Below are 19,083 nucleotides of genomic sequence, written 5' to 3'. Positions count from 1 at the left end.
CCAGATCCTCGCGGGGCCGCGCCGCCGGCCAGGGGGCTCTGCCGGCGTCAGCCCGGGCAGCGGCCCGCACCGCGAGGATCCACCAGGGACGACCCGGTCAGTCACAGAAGGCGTCCCGCACCGACCGCCGGTGCCCGGTCCACCACACCACCAGGGCCGAGGCCGCCGCGAACTGCGGATCGGTGCGGGTGTCGCCGCGCTCGTAGTGCCAGCGCAGCATCCAGAAGTCGTTCAGCCGCTCCCACCACACCCGGTGCACCGCCGCCGCCAGCTCCGCCGCATCCGCGCCCGCCGCGATGCGGTAGGCACGGGCGTACGCGCTGATCTTGGACAGCTCCAGCGAACCGTCGGGCCGCAGGAAGAAGATCGCCGCCGCCCGCACCGCCTCCTCCGCGCGCGGGCGTATCCCCAGCCGGTCCCAGTCGATGATCGCCAGCGGATCGGCCGGCCCCTCCGCCCGGTACAGCAGATTCAGCGGGTGGAAATCGCCGTGCACCCACCCCGCCGCGGGTATCTCGGTCACCCCCGGGCGCAGGCCCCCGTACCGCCGCAGCAGCGCGCGCCGTTCCAGCAGCCGGTGCTCGGCCAGCTCGTCGAAGCCGCTGCGGCGCGGCCGGTGCCGTACCCGGGCGAGCAGATCGTCGATCACCTGGTGCGTCTCGTGCGGGCAGGCCGCGGTGACCCGGCCCGTGGCCGGTGCCGCGCCCGCGGGGGCCGTGCGCAGTATGACCCGTTCCAGCGCCCGGTGGACCAGGCCCAGCAGCGCGCCCAGCCGCCGGCAGTCCGCGCGGCCCAGGTCGCCGCCGCCACGGTGCCGCCCGTCGATCCACGGGTGCAGCGAGAAGCAGTGGCCGGCCAGCAGCGTGACGGTGGCCCCGTCGCGGTCGGCCAGCGGCGGGGCGACGGGCAGGCCCAGGGCGGCCAGTTCGGCGGTGGCGCGGTGCTGACGGGGCAGCGGCAGGACGGTGTCCGGGTCACCGGCCAGGTGCTGCTTGAGGAAGTACCGGCCACGCGTGGTGGCCAGCCGGTAGCCGCGGTTGAGCAGCCCCTCGGACAGGGGCTGGCAGGACAGCGGCTCGCCCGTCCCGTACCGCCGGGCCAGGGCGTGCAGGGCCGCACGGCCGGATAACTCCCGTGCGGCGGGGCGTGCGGGCGTACGGACGGTCAAGGCGGTGCAGGGCCCGGACCGGGTCAGCTGGACCCCTCGATGAGGCCACCGCTCTCGCCGCCGCCCGCCGCCGGGCCGCCGCCCGGGGTGCCCGGTGTGCCGCCGGACGGGTCCTGCCCGCCGTCACCCGGATCGGTGGTCGTGCTCCCGGACGAGGGGTCCGTCTCGCTCCCGCCCTGGTCGGCACCGTCGGCGCCGTTGTTCTCACCGGTCGCGCCCTCGGTGTCCTCCGAGCCGTTGCCCGCCGAGGTGTCGGTGGGGTCGGGGGAGCCGGAGTCCGTGTTCTCGGAGTCGGTCGGCTCGCCGGTGTCCTCGTTGGCCGGCGGGTCGTAGTTCCCGCCGCCACCACTGCTGTTGGAGCTGCCACCACCCGGGTTCCACTGGAAGTCGTCGTCGGCCGGCGGATCCTCCTCGGCGGTGTCGGTCTCCTCGTCGTCCGCCGGGTCGTCGGCCTCGCCGGTGGGGTCGCTGACCTGCTCGTTGTCGATGGGGGGCTTCTCCCCACCGTCGTCGCCGAGGTTGGCGGCGATCAGCGCGCCCACACCGATGCCCACCACGGCGAGCACCGCCACCACAATCATCATCCCGCGCCGGCCGCGCCGGCCCGAGGCACCGCCGTCGTACCGGTCGTACCCGTCGCCGCCCGCGTCGGGGTGGCCCAGCAGCAGCGGCGAGGTGTGGATGGCGCTGGTCGGCGCGTCGTTGCGGGAGGCGGCCGGGGTGCCCATCGGCGGGGTGCCGCCGGGCGTCACCGAGCCGGTGTTCCACAGCCCGGCGGTGTGACTGCCGTGCTCCTCCAGCATCCGCACCGCGTACTGCACCAGCGCGCGCATCTCCTCGGCCGTCTGGAACCGGTCGTCCGGGTCCTTGGCGAGGGAGCGCATCACCAGGCCGTCCAGCTCCGGCGGCGCCTGCGGGTTGACCTCGGAGGCCAGCGCCGGCATGTCCTGGACGTGCTGGTAGACGACGGACAGCGGGGTCTCGCCGACGAACGGGGGACGCAGCGCCAGCAGCTCGTACAGCATGCAGCCGACCGCGTACAGATCGGAGCGGGTGTCGATGGTCTTGCCGAGCGCCTGCTCGGGCGACAGGTACTGCGGGGTGCCCATCACCATGCCGGTCTGCGTCATGGTCTGGGCCGCGCCGTGCAGGGCACGGGCGATGCCGAAGTCCATGACCTTCACCGCGCCGGAGTCGGTGAGGGAGACGTTGGCGGGCTTGATGTCACGGTGCACGATGCCGTGCTGGTGGCTGTAGGCGAGCGCCTCCAGCACACCGGAGACGATGTGCAGGGCCTGGCCGACGGTGGGCGGCTCGGCGCCCATCAGCACTTCCCGGATGGTCTGGCCCTCGACCAGCTCCATCACCATGTACGGGACGACGTTGCGGCCGACGGTCTCCTCACCGGAGTCGTACACGGCGACCACCGCGTGGTGGTTCAGGCCGGCCACCGACTGGGCCTCGCGCGTGAAGCGGGCCTTGGAGACCGGGTCCTCGGCGAGATCGGCGCGCAGCAGCTTGACCGCGACCGTACGGCCCAGGCGCACGTCCTCGGCGGCGAACACCTCCGCCATGCCGCCGCGCCCCAGGCGGTGCGTGAGCCGGTAACGGCCGTCACCCACCAGCCCGGCGTTTCCCCACATCTCGGGAGAGTCCGGCACTTCGCTGGCGGTCCCCCCGGCCTCATCCCCGCCCGGGCCCGACGCGCCTTGCTCCTGTGCCATCAGTCCTCGCCGTTGTCGCCGCGTGTCCAATCGCCATCAAACCCGTTCGGGGGTGGCGCTGACAAGTTGAGTATTGATGCGGTCGTTATCCGCCGCCACGCCGAGCCCGGAACGCGGGTCCGTATGATACGGGCGGGGATCCGGGGCCTTTCGCGCCCGGAACACTCCATATGCCTAGGGGGATCAGTACCGATGAATGACCAGGCCCGTCCGCCTGCGGACTTGACCGGCCGCACGGTGGGCGGCGGGCGCTACGTGCTGCGGGCCCTGCTGGGGCGCGGCGGCATGGCGTCCGTGCACCTGGCGTGGGACACGGTGCTGGAGCGGCAGGTCGCGATCAAGACCATGCACTCCGAGCTGGGCAGCGAGCGGGACTTCCGGGAGCGCTTCAAGCGCGAGGCCCAGTCGGTCGCCAAGCTCACCCACACCAACATCGTCTCGGTCTTCGACACCGGCGAGGACCTGCAGGGCGAGTCCCCTGTCCCCTACATCGTCATGGAGTTCGTCGAGGGCAGGCCGCTGCGCGACCTCCTGGACGAGGACGTCGAGCAGTACGGGGCGATGCCCGCCGCCACCGCGCTGCGGATCACCGCCGACGTGCTGGCCGCGCTGGACATCAGCCACGAGATGGGGCTGGTGCACCGCGACATCAAGCCCGGCAACGTGATGATCGCCAAGCGCGGCGGCACGGTGAAGGTCATGGACTTCGGCATCGCGCGGGCGATGCAGTCCAGCGGCACCGCCATGACCCAGACCGGCATGGTCGTCGGCACCCCGCAGTACCTGTCGCCCGAGCAGGCGCTGGGGCGCGGCGTGGACGCCCGCTCCGACCTGTACTCGGTGGGCGTCATGCTGTTCGAGCTGCTCACCGGGCGGCTGCCGTTCGACGCGGACAATCCGCTGGCCATCGCGTACGCGCATGTGCAGGAGGAGCCGCCGGCCCCGTCCACGGTGAACACGGCGCTGCCGCCCGCGGTGGACGCGCTGGTCGGCCGGGCGCTGCGCAAGAACCCCAACGAGCGCTTCCCCTCCGCCGAGGAGCTGCGCGCCGAGTGCCTGCGGGTGGCGGGCACACTGAGCGGCGAGGCACCGCGCATCGACCCGGCCGCCGCGGCGCCGGGCAACAGCGGGGCCGGGATAGCGGCGTCGGTGTACCCGCAGTTCGGTGCCCCGACCCCGCCGTCGGTCGCGCAGGCCGGCCCGGCCACGCCCCTCGCCTCGCCGTACGCGCCCGGCGGCTACGGCTACCCGCAGCCGGGCCACGGCCCCGGCACCCCCGCGCCGTACGCGATCACGCCCACCGTGCCGGTGTCACCCGGCGGCGGTGCCGCCGGTGCGGGCGGCGGTCGGCGCGGCGCGGTGGGCGTGGTGATCGCGGCGGTGGTGGCGATCGCGGTGGTCGCGGCGGTGGCCGTGTTCTCGCTGCTGAACGGCGAGGGAGACAAGGGCTCGGAGGCGGGGGGCGGTTCGGACACGGGTGCCGAGGACGTGACCGACAACGAGACCGAACGGGAGCCCCGCTTCAAGGAGGGCGACCCGGAGAAGGTCATCGACGCGACCTCCTGCGTGCACGCCAACGACTACTGGGACCAGGACGGGAGCCCCGGTGCGAAGTCCACCCCCAACTTCTACGGCTTCCACATCAACTCCGTGAAGGAGTGCATCCGCTCGGCCGGCTGGCGCTACGAGGAGAACCTCGTCTACAAGGACGAGGTGCTGCTGGGCGAGAACATGGTGGTCAACCAGACCCCGGCACGCGGTGAGCCCTTCGACCCCGAGGAGATGGTCATCGAACTGACCGTCTCCACCGGCCGGGAGCCCGACCGCGGCTAAGGCGTCAGGGCGTGACCGAGAAGTTGGCGAGAATCCGCCCCGCCAGCTCCTCGTCGCCCTCGATCTTCACCTTGTCGGCGACCCGGCGGGCCCGGGTACGGCCGCAGGCCAGCCGGAAGTAGGTCTCCCAGTCGAGGGTGAAGGTGACGACCGGGCCCAGCGACGGGCTGCGGTCCACCGAACCCTGGCCCTCCTCGTCGACCCGGACCGTCCGCAGGAACTCCACCGGCCCGTGCACGTCGAAGACCACGGCCGACTTCTTCGGCGCCTGCGCGTCGTGGGCGACGACCTTCGGGAGCATGCCGAGCAGCACGTCGCGGCTGATGACCGCCGCGTCCGTGGCGAGGTTGCCGGGCTTGCCGAGCGCGCGCCGCAGATCCTGCTCGTGCACCCACACGTCGAAGGCGCGCACCTTCAGGAACGTCTCCAGCGTCATGTCGCCCAGCACGGGGTGCGACAGCTCGTGCCCCGGGTCGCGCTTCTCGTTCCGCAGCTGCCGGGAGCGGCGGATGATCGTGTACTCCAGCTCGCTGGTCATCTCCGGCCCGGTGTGGTGGCGGCGGACATCCACCTGCACCTCGGTGTAGCGGCCCGCCTCGCTGCGTACGTGGTAGAGGTCGCGCGGCAGGGAGTGGATGGGGCGCGGGTCCCCGAGCGCCTCGCACTCGCTGCCGATGACATGCGAGATGACGTCCCGCACGGACCAGCCGGGGCATTCGGTGGCGCGATTCCACTCCCCGCCCACCAGCTCCGATGCCAGCTCGGATATCGCCTCGATCGACTGGGTCCAGGCATCGATGGACGTTTGCAGGCTGGGATGCACGGTCACGGGGCCCCTCGTGGCGATCGTCGCTTGGAGTATTCACACGGTACGCCGCTCGCGCGGGACCGGTGAATGCCTTGAGTGAGTCAAATCCTAGGGTGCGAACGCCTGTCAGTTCGAGGGGTTGCCGGGGCCGGTCCGCACCGTGGTGCGGACCGGGCCCTGTTCGCGCCCTGTGGCAGCGGACTCAGTACCCCAGGAACGACGTCATGGTGTTCGCCAGCAGGTACGGGTCGGCGGCGCCGCACAGCTCGCGCGCGGAGTGCATGGACAGGATCGCCACCCCGATGTCGACGGTGCTGATGCCGTGCCGGGCCGCGGTGATCGGCCCGATGGTGGTGCCGCACGGCACGGCGTTGTTGGACACGAACGTCTGCCACGGCACCCCCGCCCGCTCGCAGGCCTCGGCGAACACGGCCCGGCCCCGCCCGTCCGTGGCGTACCGCTGGTTGACGTTCACCTTGAGGATCGGCCCCAGGCCCGGCATGGGGTGGTGGCCCGGCTCGTGCCGCTCGGCGTAGTTGGGGTGGACGGCGTGCCCGGTGTCCGAGGACAGGCAGAACGTTCCCGCCAGCGCCCGCGCCCGGTCCTCGGGCGTTCCTCCCCGCGCGTAGACCGAGCGCTCCAGCACCGAACCCAGCAGCGGGCCGCCCGCCCCGGTGTCCGACTCGCTGCCGCACTCCTCGTGGTCGAAGGCGGCGAACACCGGGATGGCGGTGGGCTCCGCCCCGGCGGCGGCGACGAGCGCGGCGACCCCGGCGTGCACGGACAGCAGGTTGTCCATCCGCGGCCCGGCCACCAGCTCGCGGTCCTTGCCGAGATAGGCGGGCGCCTCGACGCTGTGCGCCATCAGGTCCCACCCGGCGACCTGCCCGGCCTCGACGCCGGCCTCGGCTGCGAGGAACTCGATCAGCTCGCCCTCACGCGGCTCACCCAGGCCCCACAGGGGGGTCATGTGCTGCTGCCGGTCGAGCTTGAGCCCGTCGTTGACACCGCGGTCCAGGTGGATGGCCAGCTGCGGCACCCGCAGCAGCGCCCGGTCCACGTGCACCAGCACGCTGCCGCCGCCGCGCAGCGACAGCCGCCCGGACAGGCCCAGGTCGCGGTCGAGCCAGGTGTTGAGCAGCGTGCCGCCGTACACCTCGACGGCGATCTGCTTCCAGCCGTGCCGCCCGCTGTCCGGCACCGGCTTGACCCGCAGGTTCGGCGAGTCGGTGTGCGCGCCGACGATCCGGTACGGGGTGGCCGGGGTGGCGCCCTCGGGCACGTACCAGGCGATGATCGCCCCACCCCGGGCGACGAACTTCCCCCCGCTCTCCCCGTCCCAGGCGGCCTCCTCCGCGACCTGCCGGAAGCCGGCCTTCTCCAGCCGCTGCGCGGCATTGGCCACCGCGTGGTACGGCGAAGGCGTCGCGGCGAGGAACCCCATGAGGTCGTCGGTGTGCGCGAGATCGAAGGGTCTGGACGAAGAAGGCGAAGAACTCATACCCCTCAGCATACGAATCCCCCGAATGCCACCTTCCGCCGAGAGCACGCACGCCGGACACCTCCCCCGCCGGCCGTGGTCCGCCAGGCCCCAACCGTCAGCCGCCGGCCGCCGCCCGCCCCCGCTCCGGGTCGGCACTGTGCAGATGCGCCATGAGGTGCTGGAACGCCTGCCAGTCGCCGTCCGGGACCGGGTAGTACAGCCCGGGCCGCTCCGCCGGGTCCAGCCGTACGGGGGTGGTGGGCACGGGTGGGCGCAGCGCGTGCGGCAGCCCGATGCGGTGCACGTCGTCCGCCCCGAGCGCGAACGCCAGCGGCGCGGGCCCGGCCTCCAGTTGGGCGGGCACCGCGAGATCGGCACGGGCCCGGCGGTGCTGCGCCAGCAGCGACACCAGGCCGTACCGGGCGGACAGCGCCCCGGCCAGCTCAGGCAGGCCGGGCACCTCGGCGGGGGCGTCGCCCGCACACCCGAGCGCGAAGGTGACCTCCTCCTCCACGCCGCCCGTGGTGATCCGCACCCGCAGGGTGGCGATCGCCGCCGCGCCCCCGGGATGCCCGACGACCACCAGCCAGGTCGGCTTCGGCGCCCGGCCCCGCACCAGGCCGGTCAGTTCCTCCCGCGACCACGGAAGCGCCGCCGGCTCGCTGGTCCCCCATCCCGCGGGCGGTCCGCCCGTCAGCACCCGCCACACCGTCTCCAGCGGCCCGCCCAGCAGCAGTTCCCGTTCGGCGGGCCGCCGGGTGGTGAAGGTGAGCAGCAGTTGCCCCTCCTCGCTCACCGCCGCCCGCGGCACCCCGTCCAGGAATTGCGGCGCGGGTGTGCCGGTCGCGGCGAACGCCCCGTCCTGCCAGCGCAGTACGGACCCGGACAGCCCGTCGTAGTACCCGCCCGCGCCGTCCTGCACCACCCACCGGTTGGGCAGCCCGCCCAGCAGCGAACGCGTCGGCAGGGACAGCCGGGCACCGCGCGGGGTCACGATCTGCAGCGCCCGTCCCGCGGCCTGCGCCGCCCGCAGCGCGTCGCCCAGCCAGGCTGTCGCCGCCACCAGCGGCCGCTCCTGGATGACGACGGCCGCGCTGTCCGTCAGCACGTCCACCGCGGGCTGCGCCGCGGCCGGGGCCGCCGCGCCGACCACGCCGGTCACCGGGGCCTCGCCGCCGTCGGGCGGCACCGCCCCCGGGGGCCACACCGTGCCGCCGAGACGGCGCGCCAGCCGGGCGGCGATGATCCCGGCCAGCTCCGGCGCCCGCCGCGCACCGGTGGCGGCCCGCACCTCCGTCCACCACACCGGGCCGCTCACGGCCGCCTCCGCTCCCAGCAGCCGGGTCACCTCGCCCGGCAGCCGCACCAGCATCGGCGCCTCGACCGACACCACCGGCCTGCCTTGCCCGTCGCAGAGCTGGAGCAGCGCCCCCTGGGCCCGCTCGGCCGACAGCAGCGTGTCGGGGCCGCCGGCCATCAGGCCGGCCACCACACTCCACGGGTCGGGCATCCGCTCGGTGAGCGCGATGACGTCCGTCGTCACTCTTCCTCCCCCTGCGTGGTGGTCACCGCTGCTCCGGTGCGCGGGCCAGCGCGGTCTGCACGAGCCGGTGCGGCTCCCCGCGGCGTACGAACGTGCCGCGCCCCGGCGGCTGGGCCTTGGCGTAGAGGCCGGGGAACAGCTGGCCCTCCGAGCGGTCGCCGGTCATCACCAGCGCCGAGGTGCCGCTCTCCCGCAGCGTCATCAGGAACGGCTCGTACATCGCCCGGGACGCCCCGGCCACCCGCCGGGTCACCACGAAGTGCAGCCCGATGTCCTGTGCCGAGGAGAGGTAGGGGACGAACGGGTCGAGCGGCTGCTGGCGCGCGGTGGTGAGGATGTCGTAGTCGTCGACGACGACCACGATCCGTGGCCCGCCCGGCACCGCGCCGCCCGCCGCCAGGGCCTCCGGCGACAGCGTGTCGTCCGGCATCCGCTTGTCGAGTTCCCCGGCGATCCCGGCGGACAGCGCCGCCGCCAGCCGGGCGTTGTGCGCGTAGCCGCCCCGGTACGGCTCGGGAACGGCGCTGTGCAGCCCGCGCCGCGGATCCATCACCGCGAACACCAGCTCCTCGTCGCCGTACCGCTCCACCAGGCCGTCCACGATCAGCTTCAGCAGGTTGGTCTTGCCGCACTCGCTGTCGCCGAGGACCAGCAGATGCTGATCGCGCTCGAAGAGATCGAGCGGCAGCGGGCGCAGCGCGTTCTGGTCCAGGCCGATCGGCACGCGCAGCGGCTCGGCGGCCAGACCGGGCAGCCGGCGTGCGGGCAGCCGGGTGGGCAGGACCCGTACCGGCGGCGCGCCCGGCCCCGACCAGGCGGCCCGCACGGCGCTCACCGCGCGTTCGACGGCGGCGCCCAGGTCGGTGTCGTCGGCCCTGGCGTCGATCCGCGGGAGCGCGGCGTGCGCGAACAGCTTGCCGTCGGTCAGTACCCGGCCCGGCTCGTCGGCGCTCAGGGTCTGGGCGAGGCGGCGTTCGATGCCGCTGTCGCCGGGGTCGTTCAGCCGCAGTTCGACGCGGGTGCCGAAGGTGGACTGGACGGCCAGGCGCGCGTCGTTCCAGCGCAGCATCGCGGCCACCACGTGGATGCCGTACCCGCCGCCGCGCCGCAGCAGTTCGCCGATGGTGTCCTCCAGGTCGGAGAACTCCTCCCGCAGTTCGCCGAAGCCGTCGATGACGAGCACGATGTCGGTGGAGCCCAGTTCGGGGAAGCCGCCGGCCGCGCGCAGCCGCCGCAGATGGTCGATCGAGTCGATGCCGTGCTCGCGGAACAGCTCCTCGCGGGCCGTCAGCATCGTGCGGATCTCCTCGACGGTGCGCGCGGCCCGTTCCCGGTCGGCCCGGCCCGCGACCCCGCCGGTGTGCGGCAGCCCGGCCATCGTCGCCAGTCCTCCGCCGACCAGGTCCAGTCCGTAGACGGCCGCCTGGTGCGGGGTGTGGCCCAGGGCCAGGGAGAGCATCAGGGTGCGCAGCAGGGTGGTCTTGCCCGACTGCGGGCCACCGATGATCGCCGCGTGCCCGCCGGCGCGGGTGAGGTCCAGGACCCACTGGCCCTGCCACTGTTTGCCGGGGTCATCCAGCAGCCCGAGCGGGATGCGCAGGGCGCCGCCCGCCGGGGGCCGGGAGAAGCGCAGCCCCCGGGTGGCCGGATCACCGGCCTCCAGCGGCCCGGCGACCGCGTCGAGCGGGAGCGCGGCCGGCAGCGGAGGCAGCCAGATCTGCGCCACGGGCGGGGCCGCGTGCTTGAGCTGGTCCACGACGGTGGCCAGCAGACTGGGGCCGGCGGCGCGCCGGGCGGGAGCGGGTGCCGCGGGCTCGTCGCCGTCCTTCGCCGCGTCCTGGCCGAGCGTGTTGTAGGCCGGGTACGGGAGGGCCCTGGGCCCGTCGTCCCGCGCGGTCCGCTCCTGCCGCACCGGCCTCTGGTAGGGCCCGGACACGTAACTGGCCTTGAAACGGTCGTACGCGCTGGTGTCGACCTTGAGGTAGCCGAAGCCGGGAAGGGGCGGCAGGTGGAAGGCGTCCGGGGTGTCCAGGACGGTCCGGGACTCCTCCGGGGAGAACGTGCGCAGTCCCAGCCGGTAGGAGAGGTAGGTGTCCAGGCCCTTGAGCTTGCCGCCCTCGATGCGCTGGCTGGAGAGCAGCAGATGGACGCCGATGGACCGCCCGATCCGCCCGATCGACAGAAACAGGTCGATGAAGTCGGGCTTGGCGGTGAGGAGTTCGCCGAACTCGTCGATGACGACGAACAGGTGCGGCAGCGGCTCCAGTCCGGGGCGCTCCTCGCGGGCGGCGGCGTAGGCGGCGATGTCCGGCAGCTCACCGGCCCGCTTGAGCACCTGCTGGCGGCGCTGCACTTCGCCGGCCAGGCTGGCGTGCACGCGCTCGACCAGCCCCGCCTTGTTCTCCAGGTTGGTGATGACCCCGGCGACATGCGGCAGCGGAGCGAACGGCGCGAAGGTGGCGCCGCCCTTGTAGTCCACCAGCACCATGGCCAGATCGTCCGGCGGATGCGTGGCGACCAGGGCCAGGACCAGGGTGCGCAGCAGCTCGCTCTTGCCCGAGCCCGTCGCCCCGACGCACAGCCCGTGCGGGCCCATGCCGAGTTCGGCGGACTCCTTCAGGTCGAGCAGCACGGGCTCCCGGGTGTCGCCCAGGCCGATCGGCACCCGCAGGAACGCCTGGTCGCCGCGGCGCGGCGCCCACAGCCGGTCCAGGTCGAGTGCCCCCGGGTCCTCGACCCCCAGCTGGTCGCCGAAGTCCACAGGCCCCGAGAGCGGGGCGCCGGACGCGGCCGACTCGGGGGTGAGCCGCAGCGGGGCGAGCATCCGGGCCAGACCGGCGGCCCCAGCCGCCGTGACCTCGTTCAGGGTGCCGGTGAGCGTGACCGGTTCCTCGCCCCGCAGGTCCTCGACGGAGACGGCCGGCTCGCCGGCGGCGTCCCTGGTGACGGTGATCCGTACGGACACGTGCCCGGGTTCGTCGGTGCGTTCGGCGAGCGGGTACAGCACGGTGATGCCCATGTCGGTGAGCGACACCGCGTCATCGGGCCGGGCCAGCTCACCCGCGGTGCCGCCGTAGCCGTCGGCCACCACGACCATCCGCTTCGCCTGCCGCAGCGCCTCCCGCCCGGCCAGCCCGCGCCGTACCTCGGCGGCGAAGGTGGCCCGCTGCCGCAGTTCGCCGCCGAGCGCACGCGCCAGCTCCGGCAGCCCCGGGGCGATCCGCCGGGCGGGTACCGGCCCGTCGTGCTCCTCGCCGTCCAGGATGTGCGGCAGCCACTTCAGCCACGCCCAGTCGCCCAGCCGCTCGCGCGGGACGGCCAGGGCGAGCGCCACGTCGTCCGGGGCATGGCCGACGGCCGTCTGGGCGAGCAGCGTCCGCACCACGGCCAGCACATCGTCCCGCTCTCCCAGGACGCTGACGTGACCCGCCCGGTCCAGCGGCACGGTCAGCGGCATCTCGGGGGCGGTGCTGAAGCGTTCGCGCAGCCCGGCGGCCTCATTGATCATGAACCGGTCCGGCGGGGTGAGCACCGAGCCGCTCTTGGTCTCCAGACGCAGCGCCCGGACCGGCACCTGGCCGGTACCCAGCCGGACGCGCAGGAAGTCACGGTCACCGCGGCGCCGCTCCCACAGCCGCGCGGGATCGGCCACCACGTCGTACAGGGCCTCGGGAGCGGGAGACAGCACCCGGGCCGCGGCCCGGCGGGCGCGGTCCTCGGCGCTCAGCTCCTCGCGCAGTTCCTCCAGGTACTCCAGGTAGCGCTCGCGCTGGGTGCGCCGCGTGCGCTGGGCCCGCCCGCGCTGGGAGAACAGCAGCCCGATGCCGCCGACCAGCGCGATCACCAGCACCACGGCGCCGATCACGGCGAACTGGCTGCTGCGGACGATGGTCATCATCGCCATCGAGCCCATCATCCCGGCCAGCGGCAGCAGCGAGGTGACGGCCGAGCCCGTCTTGCCCTCGGGGAGGTTGGGCGGTGCCTCGATGAGCCGCTCGGCGGGCTCGGGCAGCGGACGGGTGGTGCGCGCCGGCCGGTGCACCTGCCGGTTGCTCATCCGCCCACCCCGGCGGCCGTTCCGCCGCCCCTCGCTCCGCCCCGCCCCCGGGACATGGCCCGGTCCATGACCTCGGCGGCGAGCCCGAGCGCGGCCTGCCGCGTCGCGCGCCCGAGCAGTTCGGTGCGCACCTCCCCGCCCTCCGCCAGCGCCCGGTCGTAGGGCAACGGGACGACGGCGGCGCCCCCCACGCCCAGATACTCGGCGGCCCTGCGGGCATCGACGCCCATGCCGGGGGAGGTGTGCGCGAGCGCCACCACCGTGGTGGGCAGCATGCTGCGGTGCAGCCCGCCGATCCAGTCCAGGACTGTACGGGTGGTGGCCACCCCGGCGGCGGTGGCCGGAGCGACCAGCACCCGCGCCTGGGTGGTGGTCAGCGCCGTCCTGGCCACCTCGGCGGGCAGCGTCTCGCAGTCCACGACGGTGGTGCCGAACCAACGCCGCAGCGAGGTCATCACGATCCGGTAGGAGTCGATGTCGAGCTGGGCACCGACAGCACCCTGGCTGCCGGGCAGCAGCCAGCCACCGCCCGCGTAGGGCAGCAGATAGCCCGTCACATCGGTGACCCGCATGGAGGGGTCGAGGATCCGCGCCAGGTCGTGGAACGTCCAGCGGACCTCGCTGGCGCCGAGCAGCCGCGGCAGGGTGCCCAGCGCCGGGTCGGCCTCGATGGCGAGCACCGGGTCGGCGCGGTAGTGCGCGAAGGTCAGCCCGAGCAGCGCCGCCACCGTGGACTTCCCCGCACCACCGCGGATACTGGTGACCGCGATCTGCCGCCCGGTGGTGATGGGCTGCTGCACGGACCTGGCCAGCCGGGTGGCCTCCTCGGTGTCCCGCGCGGTGGACGACAGCCCGTCGCGCAGCGCGCGCACGGCCCGCCGGCCCAGCGGATCACCGTGCCGGGCACGCTGCCCCGCGCGCTGCACCGCGGGCGTCACCACGGGTACGGAGACGGGCGCGGGGAGTGGAGGAGCCGCCGCGGCGACGGGCCGATCGGCGGCCGGCGGCGCGGGCACAGCCGCAGGCTCGGGCCCGGGCGGCACCGCTTCGGCCGCCACCCCGCCCAACTCCTGAAAGACATCCCGCTGCCAATCCCCCGGTACCGGTGCGGACATCACCGCCTCCCCTTCCCTGTGTCAGAACGTGTCGAGCAGCCGGCCGTACACACCGAACGCCCCCAGAGCCACTGGTATCAGGGCCACCACCGCGACCGATTCGATGCCGTTCGTCAACCGCCGCAGCCGGACCCGTACATGGTCGGGCGGCCGGGCGACCAGCAGGGCCAGCGGCAGTACGGCGGATGCTCCGAGCACCACCAGTGGCCACGCCGCGGACTGATCGGGGGTCTGCGCCCACAGCACGATCAGCCGCACCCACAGCACGGCCCCGGCGGTCAGCAGCGCGAGGACCTCGACGGCGAGCGGGAAGGCCCGGGCACGGGAGAGCAGAATCATCGCGAGCAGCGCCGTGACCGCCACCGTCCAGCCGCTGACCTCGCCGACCGCCAGCCATCCGGCGGCCGCGGCCGAGGCCGCGACGGCCACGGTGGCCAGGGCCAGACCGCGGTGGGTGGCGGACAGCGCGGTGTCCACCCGGTACCGGCTGACCGAGACGCTGCCCGAACGCTGGTCGTCCAGCCGCGTCAGCCCGGCCGCCATCATCGCGAACCTCGGCAGAAAACCCAGTGCCAGCACGGAAATCACCCCCAGCAGCACCCCGGTCCTCGCCCCGCCGATGAGCAGGGCCCCCACCTCCCAGACACCGACGATCAGCGCGACCGCGACAGCACCGACCAGCCCGCCCCGGCCCAGCGGGGTGAGGGCACCGAGCAGCGCCAGCACGACGACCACGGCGGCCCCCGCGGCGGCGAGCCGCACGGCACCGCTCTGCGACCAGGTCATGACCAGCGCCCCGTACACCCCGAGCACGCCACCCAGCAGGATCAGCGCCGTCCCCAGCTCCCGGGCCCTGAACCAGACGGCCGGCCCGCTCGCGGCCGCCGCGCCCACGGCCGCCAGGACGATCCACCCGCCGACCCGGTCGGTCCCGTACCACGCGGTCGCGAGGGCGACGGCGACGAGCACGAGCAGCAGCGAGAACCCGCCGGCGCTCAGGGTGCGGACCGACGCGTCCCATCTCCCGCGCCGCAGATCCAGATCCTCGGCCACCTCATCGGTGACGTCGTGCACGACCGGGGCGGCCGGCGTCTCCTGCTCCCGGACCAGCCGCAGCACCGCGCCGTCGGCGACACCCGCCGAGGCGAGCGTGTCGTCCTGGGCGAGCACAGCACCGTCGGAGGTGACCAGCCGCCGCAACGCGGGGGTACGGCCGGGCCGTTCTCCCAGCAGCCGCAGCACGTCGGGCAGCAACTCCCCGATCGGGTCCTCGGCCGGCAGCACCAGATCGATCCGCCGCCGGTCACCGACCAGCGTCACCCGGCTCACCACGAGCCCGACCCCATCCGCCCGGAGAGGAACGACCATCCCACGCAGCCGGCGCACAGCACGGCGCCCAGCACGATCCCGCCGACGCTCTTCCCCAGGTTCTCGTCCAGGGTCATCCGGACGCGCTGCCCCCCGAACAGCAGGGCGTCCCGCAGCCGTCGGCGCCGCACCGACACCGACTCCAGCAACTGACTGTCATAGTCCCGAGCCACGACGTCCCCCTCCCACTCCGCTCACCACCCTACGATCCCGTACGGACACGTGCCATGATCGGAGCGTCACATCCGGGGAACCATTCCGGCAGACGGAACGTCATCACCCGTACACGGACCCAGGGGAGGGGAGCCGGACCATGGGCATGAAGTTCGACATGGGCAACCAGGTGCTGTCGACGCTGCGTCAGCAGTCGCAGGGCGCCAGCACGGATCTGGGCACGCTCATCCAGCAGCTGATCGCGGCGGCGGAGCCGCTGGAGGGCAAGTTCAGCGGGGGCGGCAAGGCCGCCTTCGACGCCTTCAAGGCCCGCTCCACCGAGATCTCCGCGGAGCTGAACGGCGCGCTGAGCGCGATCCTCGGCGGCCAGGCCGGCATGGACGAGGCGTTCCGTACCGGTGACCAGGAAGCCACCGACAACGCCCGGCAGGCGATGTCGGCGGCCAACTTCGACGGCGCCCGCTTCTCGGGCCGCTGACAGGGGGCGGGATGAGCAACGACAGGATCGGGTACGACGTCAACGCCTCGGGCGAGGCGCAGACCAACATCCACGGCGTCATCCAGCAGTTGGAGCAGGTGATCAGTGCCCGCGACGGCCACGTGAAGAACGCCATGGCCGACTTCCAGGCCGACGGGGTCTCCGAGCAGTACCACGGCGCGGAACAGCGCTGGAACACGGCGGCCGAGGAAGTCCGCACCATCATCGGCCTGCTCAAGTCGACGCTGGAGAACAACGACGGCACCGCGCAGAACACGCTGCGCCGCGCGCAGGGCGCGGTGGACGGCATCGGCTGACCCGGCTCACGGAGGGGACGACGGGGATGACGGGGTGGGACATCGATCCGGAGGGCGTGCAGGGCGTCCTGGAGGCGGCCGGCGAGCGGGCGTCGGATCTGGAGGGGTGGGGCGAGCACTACGGCTCGACCCTGGAGAGCGCGGCGGCAGCGGCCGGCACGCTGTCGTTCGGGGGTGGCGGCGGGGGAGGCGGCGAGGGTGAGGGCGTCGGGCTCGTCGGCCTGGCGCTGTCCCAGTTCGCCGAGAACACCCGCGGCGATGTGATGTACATCGGCGCGCGCATCGGCAAGTCGCTGGAAGGCGCCTACAACGCCGCCGTGGCCTATCTGGAGGGCGACGAGGCGATGGCCGCCGAGGCCCAGCGCCTGGCGCTGCTCGCCCCGGTGCTCGACCTGCGCGCGCCGGGCGAAGACCCCAACGGGCCGGTGTAGGTCCCATGAGCGAGGAAGTGGAGCGGGTCGACCCCGCCGGCATCCCCGAGTTCACCGGCAACCTGTCCATGCTGGCGGCCGACTGCATGGGCCTGGACGCGGCCGAGTCCGGCATCCGCGGCATCGGCTCGGACGTCCACGACGAATTCCAGGGCCTGTCCTCCTTCTACACCGCCCCCGAGGCGGAACAGCTCTTCGCCACCACGGGGCCGGCCCGGGACCGGGCCGCGGAGTTCGCGGACGATCTGGCGGCGGTGCGCTCCGCCCTGTGGGACTACCACGAGGAGATCACCCCGATCGTCGGCCGGCTGAACCGGCTGCGGTACGAGACGGAACAGTTCGTCGAGTCCATCCGGAACGACGACGACTGGAAGAAGAGCGAGTCCAAGGTCGACCGCAACAACGGACTGCTCACGGACATCTCCACCACCATCGCCCAGTTCTGGGCCGCCGAGCGGTCCTGCGCCAACCGGATCAACGCCCTGTGGGGCGGCCCGCAGTGGACCACGGACGACGGCTCCGGCGGCGAGCACATGTACGGCGTGAGCGAGGAGGAGATGGCCCAGGCCGGTGAGACGCCCTGGGGCCGCGCGGTGGAACGCGAGTACTCCTGGTACCGCGTCGACCAGCACCTCAAGAGCTTCGTGTGGGACGGCATCATCGTCGACGGGATCTGGGGAACGATCACCGGGCTCGGCGGGCTGCTCGGCTTCCAGGGCTGGGACGTCTTCAAGGAGTCCTGGAAGGGCCTGGGCCAGCTGGCCACGGGCCTGGCGATCGTCACCAGCCCGCTGAACGCTCTGGCCTACTCCCTGATGCCGGACGGCGCGGTCAAGGACTGGATGGACGACAGCCTGGACGTCACCCGGGAGACCGCCAAGGGGCTGGTCGCCTGGGACATGTGGAGCGAGGATCCGGCCCGTGCGGCCGGCCTGACCACGTTCAACGTCCTGACGACGGTCGCCAGTTTCGGCGCCGGCGCCGGTGTCCGGGCGGCGGCGAGCGGAGCGGGCACGGCGACCCGCATCACCGCCGCGGCGGCCCGGGTGGGCACGGTCATCGACCCGATGACCTACGTCACCCGTGGGCTGACCACCATGACACGCTTCGGGGAGATCAGCAGCCAGCTGGCGAACCTGACCACCACCCGTGCCTTCGAACTCCCCGACGGCAGCCTGCGCCTGGACAACGGCTCGGTCATCCCGGCCAACGGCCCCTTCAGCAGGGACGCCCTCCCCCCGGGCCAGCACGCGGTGGGCCGGCCGGACGGCTCGATCCTGTGGGACGACGGCACGATCCTCCACCCGGACGGCCGCCTGGAATCCCCCACCGGCCAGACCATCCAGAACGCCGACGAGATCCCGGCCGAGATCTCCGCCCGCGACCGCTCCATCCTGGACTCCACCACCCCCGAACCCGCCCTGGCCGGCGCCACCAGACCCGACCTCAACGCCCAGGCCAACGCCACCCCCCCGGACTCCCCACCACCGTCCCAGCGCCCGGACCCCGTGCCGACCGAGGGCCCCACCAGAGACCTCCCCGGCCAACGGACCCCCGACAGCACCCCATCCTCACCCAGCGGCGGTGGCGGTGGCGGTGGCGTTGGCGGCAACTTCCCCGATGACCTTCCCGACCGACCATCGGGCAGCGGCCATGACCTGCCCGAGAACCCTGGCGGTTCCGGGGAAGGGATTTCCGACCGGACATCGGACGTCCCCGAGGGCACCGGTCGTCCGGAGGTGGCGCCTCCAAGGCATGACGCCCCGGCCAATGGGATGTCGAACCGCGAACGCCCTCCCAGGGAGGGTGATACCGACTACATTGTCGATGACCCCAACAACTGGTCAGACACTATTACGGACATTGACCGAATCGAGGACGGAACCCTGTGGGAGGAGAAGACCGCAACGGGACAAGATCCTCGCATCAATGCCGAAAAGTGGACAAAAAAGCACGTACTCAAGAAGCTGGATTCGTACGTACGAGCACGGTCACATCTTCAGGGGTTCGAAGAATCACCCATCGGAATACATTTCACGGAACCGGGAGCAACACCGGAATTCAAATCTGCCGTGGAAAGTGCCGTTAATAAATGGCGATCCGACAACCCCGGAGTCGAAGTGAAAGTAAAGTGGAACTGATGAGCTGCTACTTTCAAACCCAAGACACGGATCTTTGGAACCCATCGAATTCCGTGGCAAGAATCTTTGTCGGCCAAGTATTGACATTGTCAGACGAAATGGCGATCGAGTCTGGCGTGGGAGAAATCATCGAGGATGAATGTGAAATTGACGGAGACGCATTTCCGGCTTTTCTTCACGCTTTGCTCCTGAGGCACGGAAATTCCAACAACCAGGCCCTCCGGTCACTCTTGGAGGGCGTACTGGCCGTCGGCCTCGTCATCGCCGAGAGGGCAGGTTGGGATATGCCCAGTGCAAGCACAGTGGATAATTCATTCTGGGAAGAGAAGAGAGTGCAACTGGCGAGAAGCATGCCGACCGGCTGACGACACTTCCAAAAGCGAGACGAAATTATAAATGGCTTGGTGGCGATCATCCCCGCAAGCAACAAAGGAAAGAACACC

Annotated in this window: 15 protein-coding genes; 6 read left to right on the top strand and 9 right to left on the bottom strand. The window is 72.7% G+C overall.

All coding sequences use genetic code 11. From position 1 onward, the window contains the following. Positions 1–97: 97 nt before the first annotated feature. Both SXIM_RS13665 and SXIM_RS13660 read right to left on the bottom strand, forming a co-directional pair. Positions 98–1,168: a phosphotransferase gene (locus SXIM_RS13665; protein WP_234306870.1), complete on the bottom strand. Its 1,071-nt coding sequence runs from the start codon at positions 1,166–1,168 to the stop codon at positions 98–100. A 23-nt stretch (positions 1,169–1,191) separates the two neighbouring features. Beyond that, complete coding sequence (locus tag SXIM_RS13660) at positions 1,192–2,892, bottom strand: protein kinase domain-containing protein (RefSeq protein WP_046724160.1); 1,701 nt, start codon at positions 2,890–2,892, stop codon at positions 1,192–1,194. Positions 2,893–3,084: 192 nt separating this feature from the next. Between SXIM_RS13660 and SXIM_RS13655 the strand changes: the two genes are divergently transcribed. Then, positions 3,085–4,725 carry a protein kinase domain-containing protein gene (locus tag SXIM_RS13655; protein WP_046724158.1) on the top strand — a complete coding sequence of 547 codons (1,641 nt, stop codon included), beginning with the start codon at positions 3,085–3,087 and terminating at the stop codon, positions 4,723–4,725. Between the two features lie 4 nt (positions 4,726–4,729). On the opposite strand, the gene SXIM_RS13650 is transcribed toward SXIM_RS13655, so the two are convergent. From SXIM_RS13650 to SXIM_RS13620, 7 genes are all read right to left on the bottom strand, one after another. Next, positions 4,730–5,554: a maleylpyruvate isomerase family mycothiol-dependent enzyme gene (locus tag SXIM_RS13650; protein ID WP_030732776.1), complete on the bottom strand. Its 825-nt coding sequence runs from the start codon at positions 5,552–5,554 to the stop codon at positions 4,730–4,732. A 181-nt stretch (positions 5,555–5,735) separates the two neighbouring features. Then, complete coding sequence (locus SXIM_RS13645; RefSeq protein ID WP_030732774.1) at positions 5,736–7,034, bottom strand: M18 family aminopeptidase; 1,299 nt, start codon at positions 7,032–7,034, stop codon at positions 5,736–5,738. Between the two features lie 97 nt (positions 7,035–7,131). After that, positions 7,132–8,559, bottom strand: coding sequence for a DUF6177 family protein (locus SXIM_RS13640; protein ID WP_030732771.1), 1,428 nt, complete (start codon positions 8,557–8,559; stop codon positions 7,132–7,134). Between the two features lie 22 nt (positions 8,560–8,581). Next, positions 8,582–12,616: a type VII secretion protein EccCa gene (gene eccCa / locus SXIM_RS13635; protein ID WP_046724156.1), complete on the bottom strand. Its 4,035-nt coding sequence runs from the start codon at positions 12,614–12,616 to the stop codon at positions 8,582–8,584. Further along, a complete protein-coding gene (locus SXIM_RS13630; protein ID WP_078635508.1) occupies positions 12,613–13,731 on the bottom strand; it encodes a CpaE/TadZ family protein in 1,119 nt (372 codons plus the stop codon). The genes eccCa and SXIM_RS13630 overlap by 4 nt, the downstream gene beginning before the upstream one ends. 21 nt (positions 13,732–13,752) lie before the next feature. Beyond that, positions 13,753–15,099 (bottom strand): type VII secretion integral membrane protein EccD, encoded by a 1,347-nt coding sequence (gene eccD, locus SXIM_RS13625; RefSeq protein ID WP_046724154.1) that lies wholly within the window; start codon positions 15,097–15,099, stop codon positions 13,753–13,755. Then, entirely contained in the window at positions 15,057–15,272 is a 216-nt protein-coding gene (locus SXIM_RS13620; RefSeq protein WP_030732764.1) for a hypothetical protein, read from the bottom strand. The genes eccD and SXIM_RS13620 overlap by 43 nt, the downstream gene beginning before the upstream one ends. Before the next feature lie 146 nt (positions 15,273–15,418). Here SXIM_RS13620 and SXIM_RS13615 point away from each other — a divergent pair, with 146 nt between their 5' ends. The 5 genes from SXIM_RS13615 to SXIM_RS13595 are packed head-to-tail and all read left to right on the top strand — an operon-like array spanning position 15,419 to position 19,005. After that, positions 15,419–15,751: a hypothetical protein gene (locus SXIM_RS13615; protein ID WP_030732762.1), complete on the top strand. Its 333-nt coding sequence runs from the start codon at positions 15,419–15,421 to the stop codon at positions 15,749–15,751. A gap of 11 nt (positions 15,752–15,762) precedes the next feature. Beyond that, positions 15,763–16,068 (top strand): pore-forming ESAT-6 family protein, encoded by a 306-nt coding sequence (locus SXIM_RS13610; RefSeq protein ID WP_030732761.1) that lies wholly within the window; start codon positions 15,763–15,765, stop codon positions 16,066–16,068. A 26-nt stretch (positions 16,069–16,094) separates the two neighbouring features. Continuing rightward, positions 16,095–16,499, top strand: coding sequence for a DUF6507 family protein (locus SXIM_RS13605; protein ID WP_030732759.1), 405 nt, complete (start codon positions 16,095–16,097; stop codon positions 16,497–16,499). 5 nt (positions 16,500–16,504) lie between these two features. Continuing rightward, positions 16,505–18,640, top strand: a complete 2,136-nt coding sequence (locus tag SXIM_RS13600) for a hypothetical protein (RefSeq protein WP_078846914.1) — start codon at positions 16,505–16,507, stop codon at positions 18,638–18,640. Continuing rightward, a complete protein-coding gene (locus SXIM_RS13595) occupies positions 18,640–19,005 on the top strand; it encodes a DUF6086 family protein (RefSeq protein WP_148236109.1) in 366 nt (121 codons plus the stop codon). The genes SXIM_RS13600 and SXIM_RS13595 overlap by 1 nt, the downstream gene beginning before the upstream one ends. The last annotated feature ends 78 nt before the right edge of the window (positions 19,006–19,083 follow it).

The sequence above is a fragment of the Streptomyces xiamenensis genome (genome assembly GCF_000993785.3).
GTDB classification, from domain to species: Bacteria; Actinomycetota; Actinomycetes; order Streptomycetales; family Streptomycetaceae; genus Streptomyces; species Streptomyces xiamenensis.
This window is presented reverse-complemented; position numbering and strand designations above follow the sequence as displayed.

What these genes read in the sequence shown, in the direction of transcription:
- SXIM_RS13660 (WP_046724160.1), bottom strand. Translation starts at nt 2,892, where the DNA reads ATGGCACAGGAGCAAGGCGCGTCGGGCCCGGGCGGGGATGAGGCCGGG.
- SXIM_RS13655 (WP_046724158.1), top strand. Translation starts at nt 3,085, where the DNA reads ATGAATGACCAGGCCCGTCCGCCTGCGGACTTGACCGGCCGCACGGTG.
- SXIM_RS13645 (WP_030732774.1), bottom strand. Translation starts at nt 7,034, where the DNA reads ATGAGTTCTTCGCCTTCTTCGTCCAGACCCTTCGATCTCGCGCACACC.
- eccCa (WP_046724156.1), bottom strand. Translation starts at nt 12,616, where the DNA reads ATGAGCAACCGGCAGGTGCACCGGCCGGCGCGCACCACCCGTCCGCTG.
- SXIM_RS13630 (WP_078635508.1), bottom strand. Translation starts at nt 13,731, where the DNA reads ATGTCCGCACCGGTACCGGGGGATTGGCAGCGGGATGTCTTTCAGGAG.
- eccD (WP_046724154.1), bottom strand. Translation starts at nt 15,099, where the DNA reads ATGGTCGTTCCTCTCCGGGCGGATGGGGTCGGGCTCGTGGTGAGCCGG.
- SXIM_RS13615 (WP_030732762.1), top strand. Translation starts at nt 15,419, where the DNA reads ATGAAGTTCGACATGGGCAACCAGGTGCTGTCGACGCTGCGTCAGCAG.
- SXIM_RS13610 (WP_030732761.1), top strand. Translation starts at nt 15,763, where the DNA reads ATGAGCAACGACAGGATCGGGTACGACGTCAACGCCTCGGGCGAGGCG.
- SXIM_RS13605 (WP_030732759.1), top strand. Translation starts at nt 16,095, where the DNA reads ATGACGGGGTGGGACATCGATCCGGAGGGCGTGCAGGGCGTCCTGGAG.
- SXIM_RS13600 (WP_078846914.1), top strand. Translation starts at nt 16,505, where the DNA reads ATGAGCGAGGAAGTGGAGCGGGTCGACCCCGCCGGCATCCCCGAGTTC.
- SXIM_RS13595 (WP_148236109.1), top strand. Translation starts at nt 18,640, where the DNA reads ATGAGCTGCTACTTTCAAACCCAAGACACGGATCTTTGGAACCCATCG.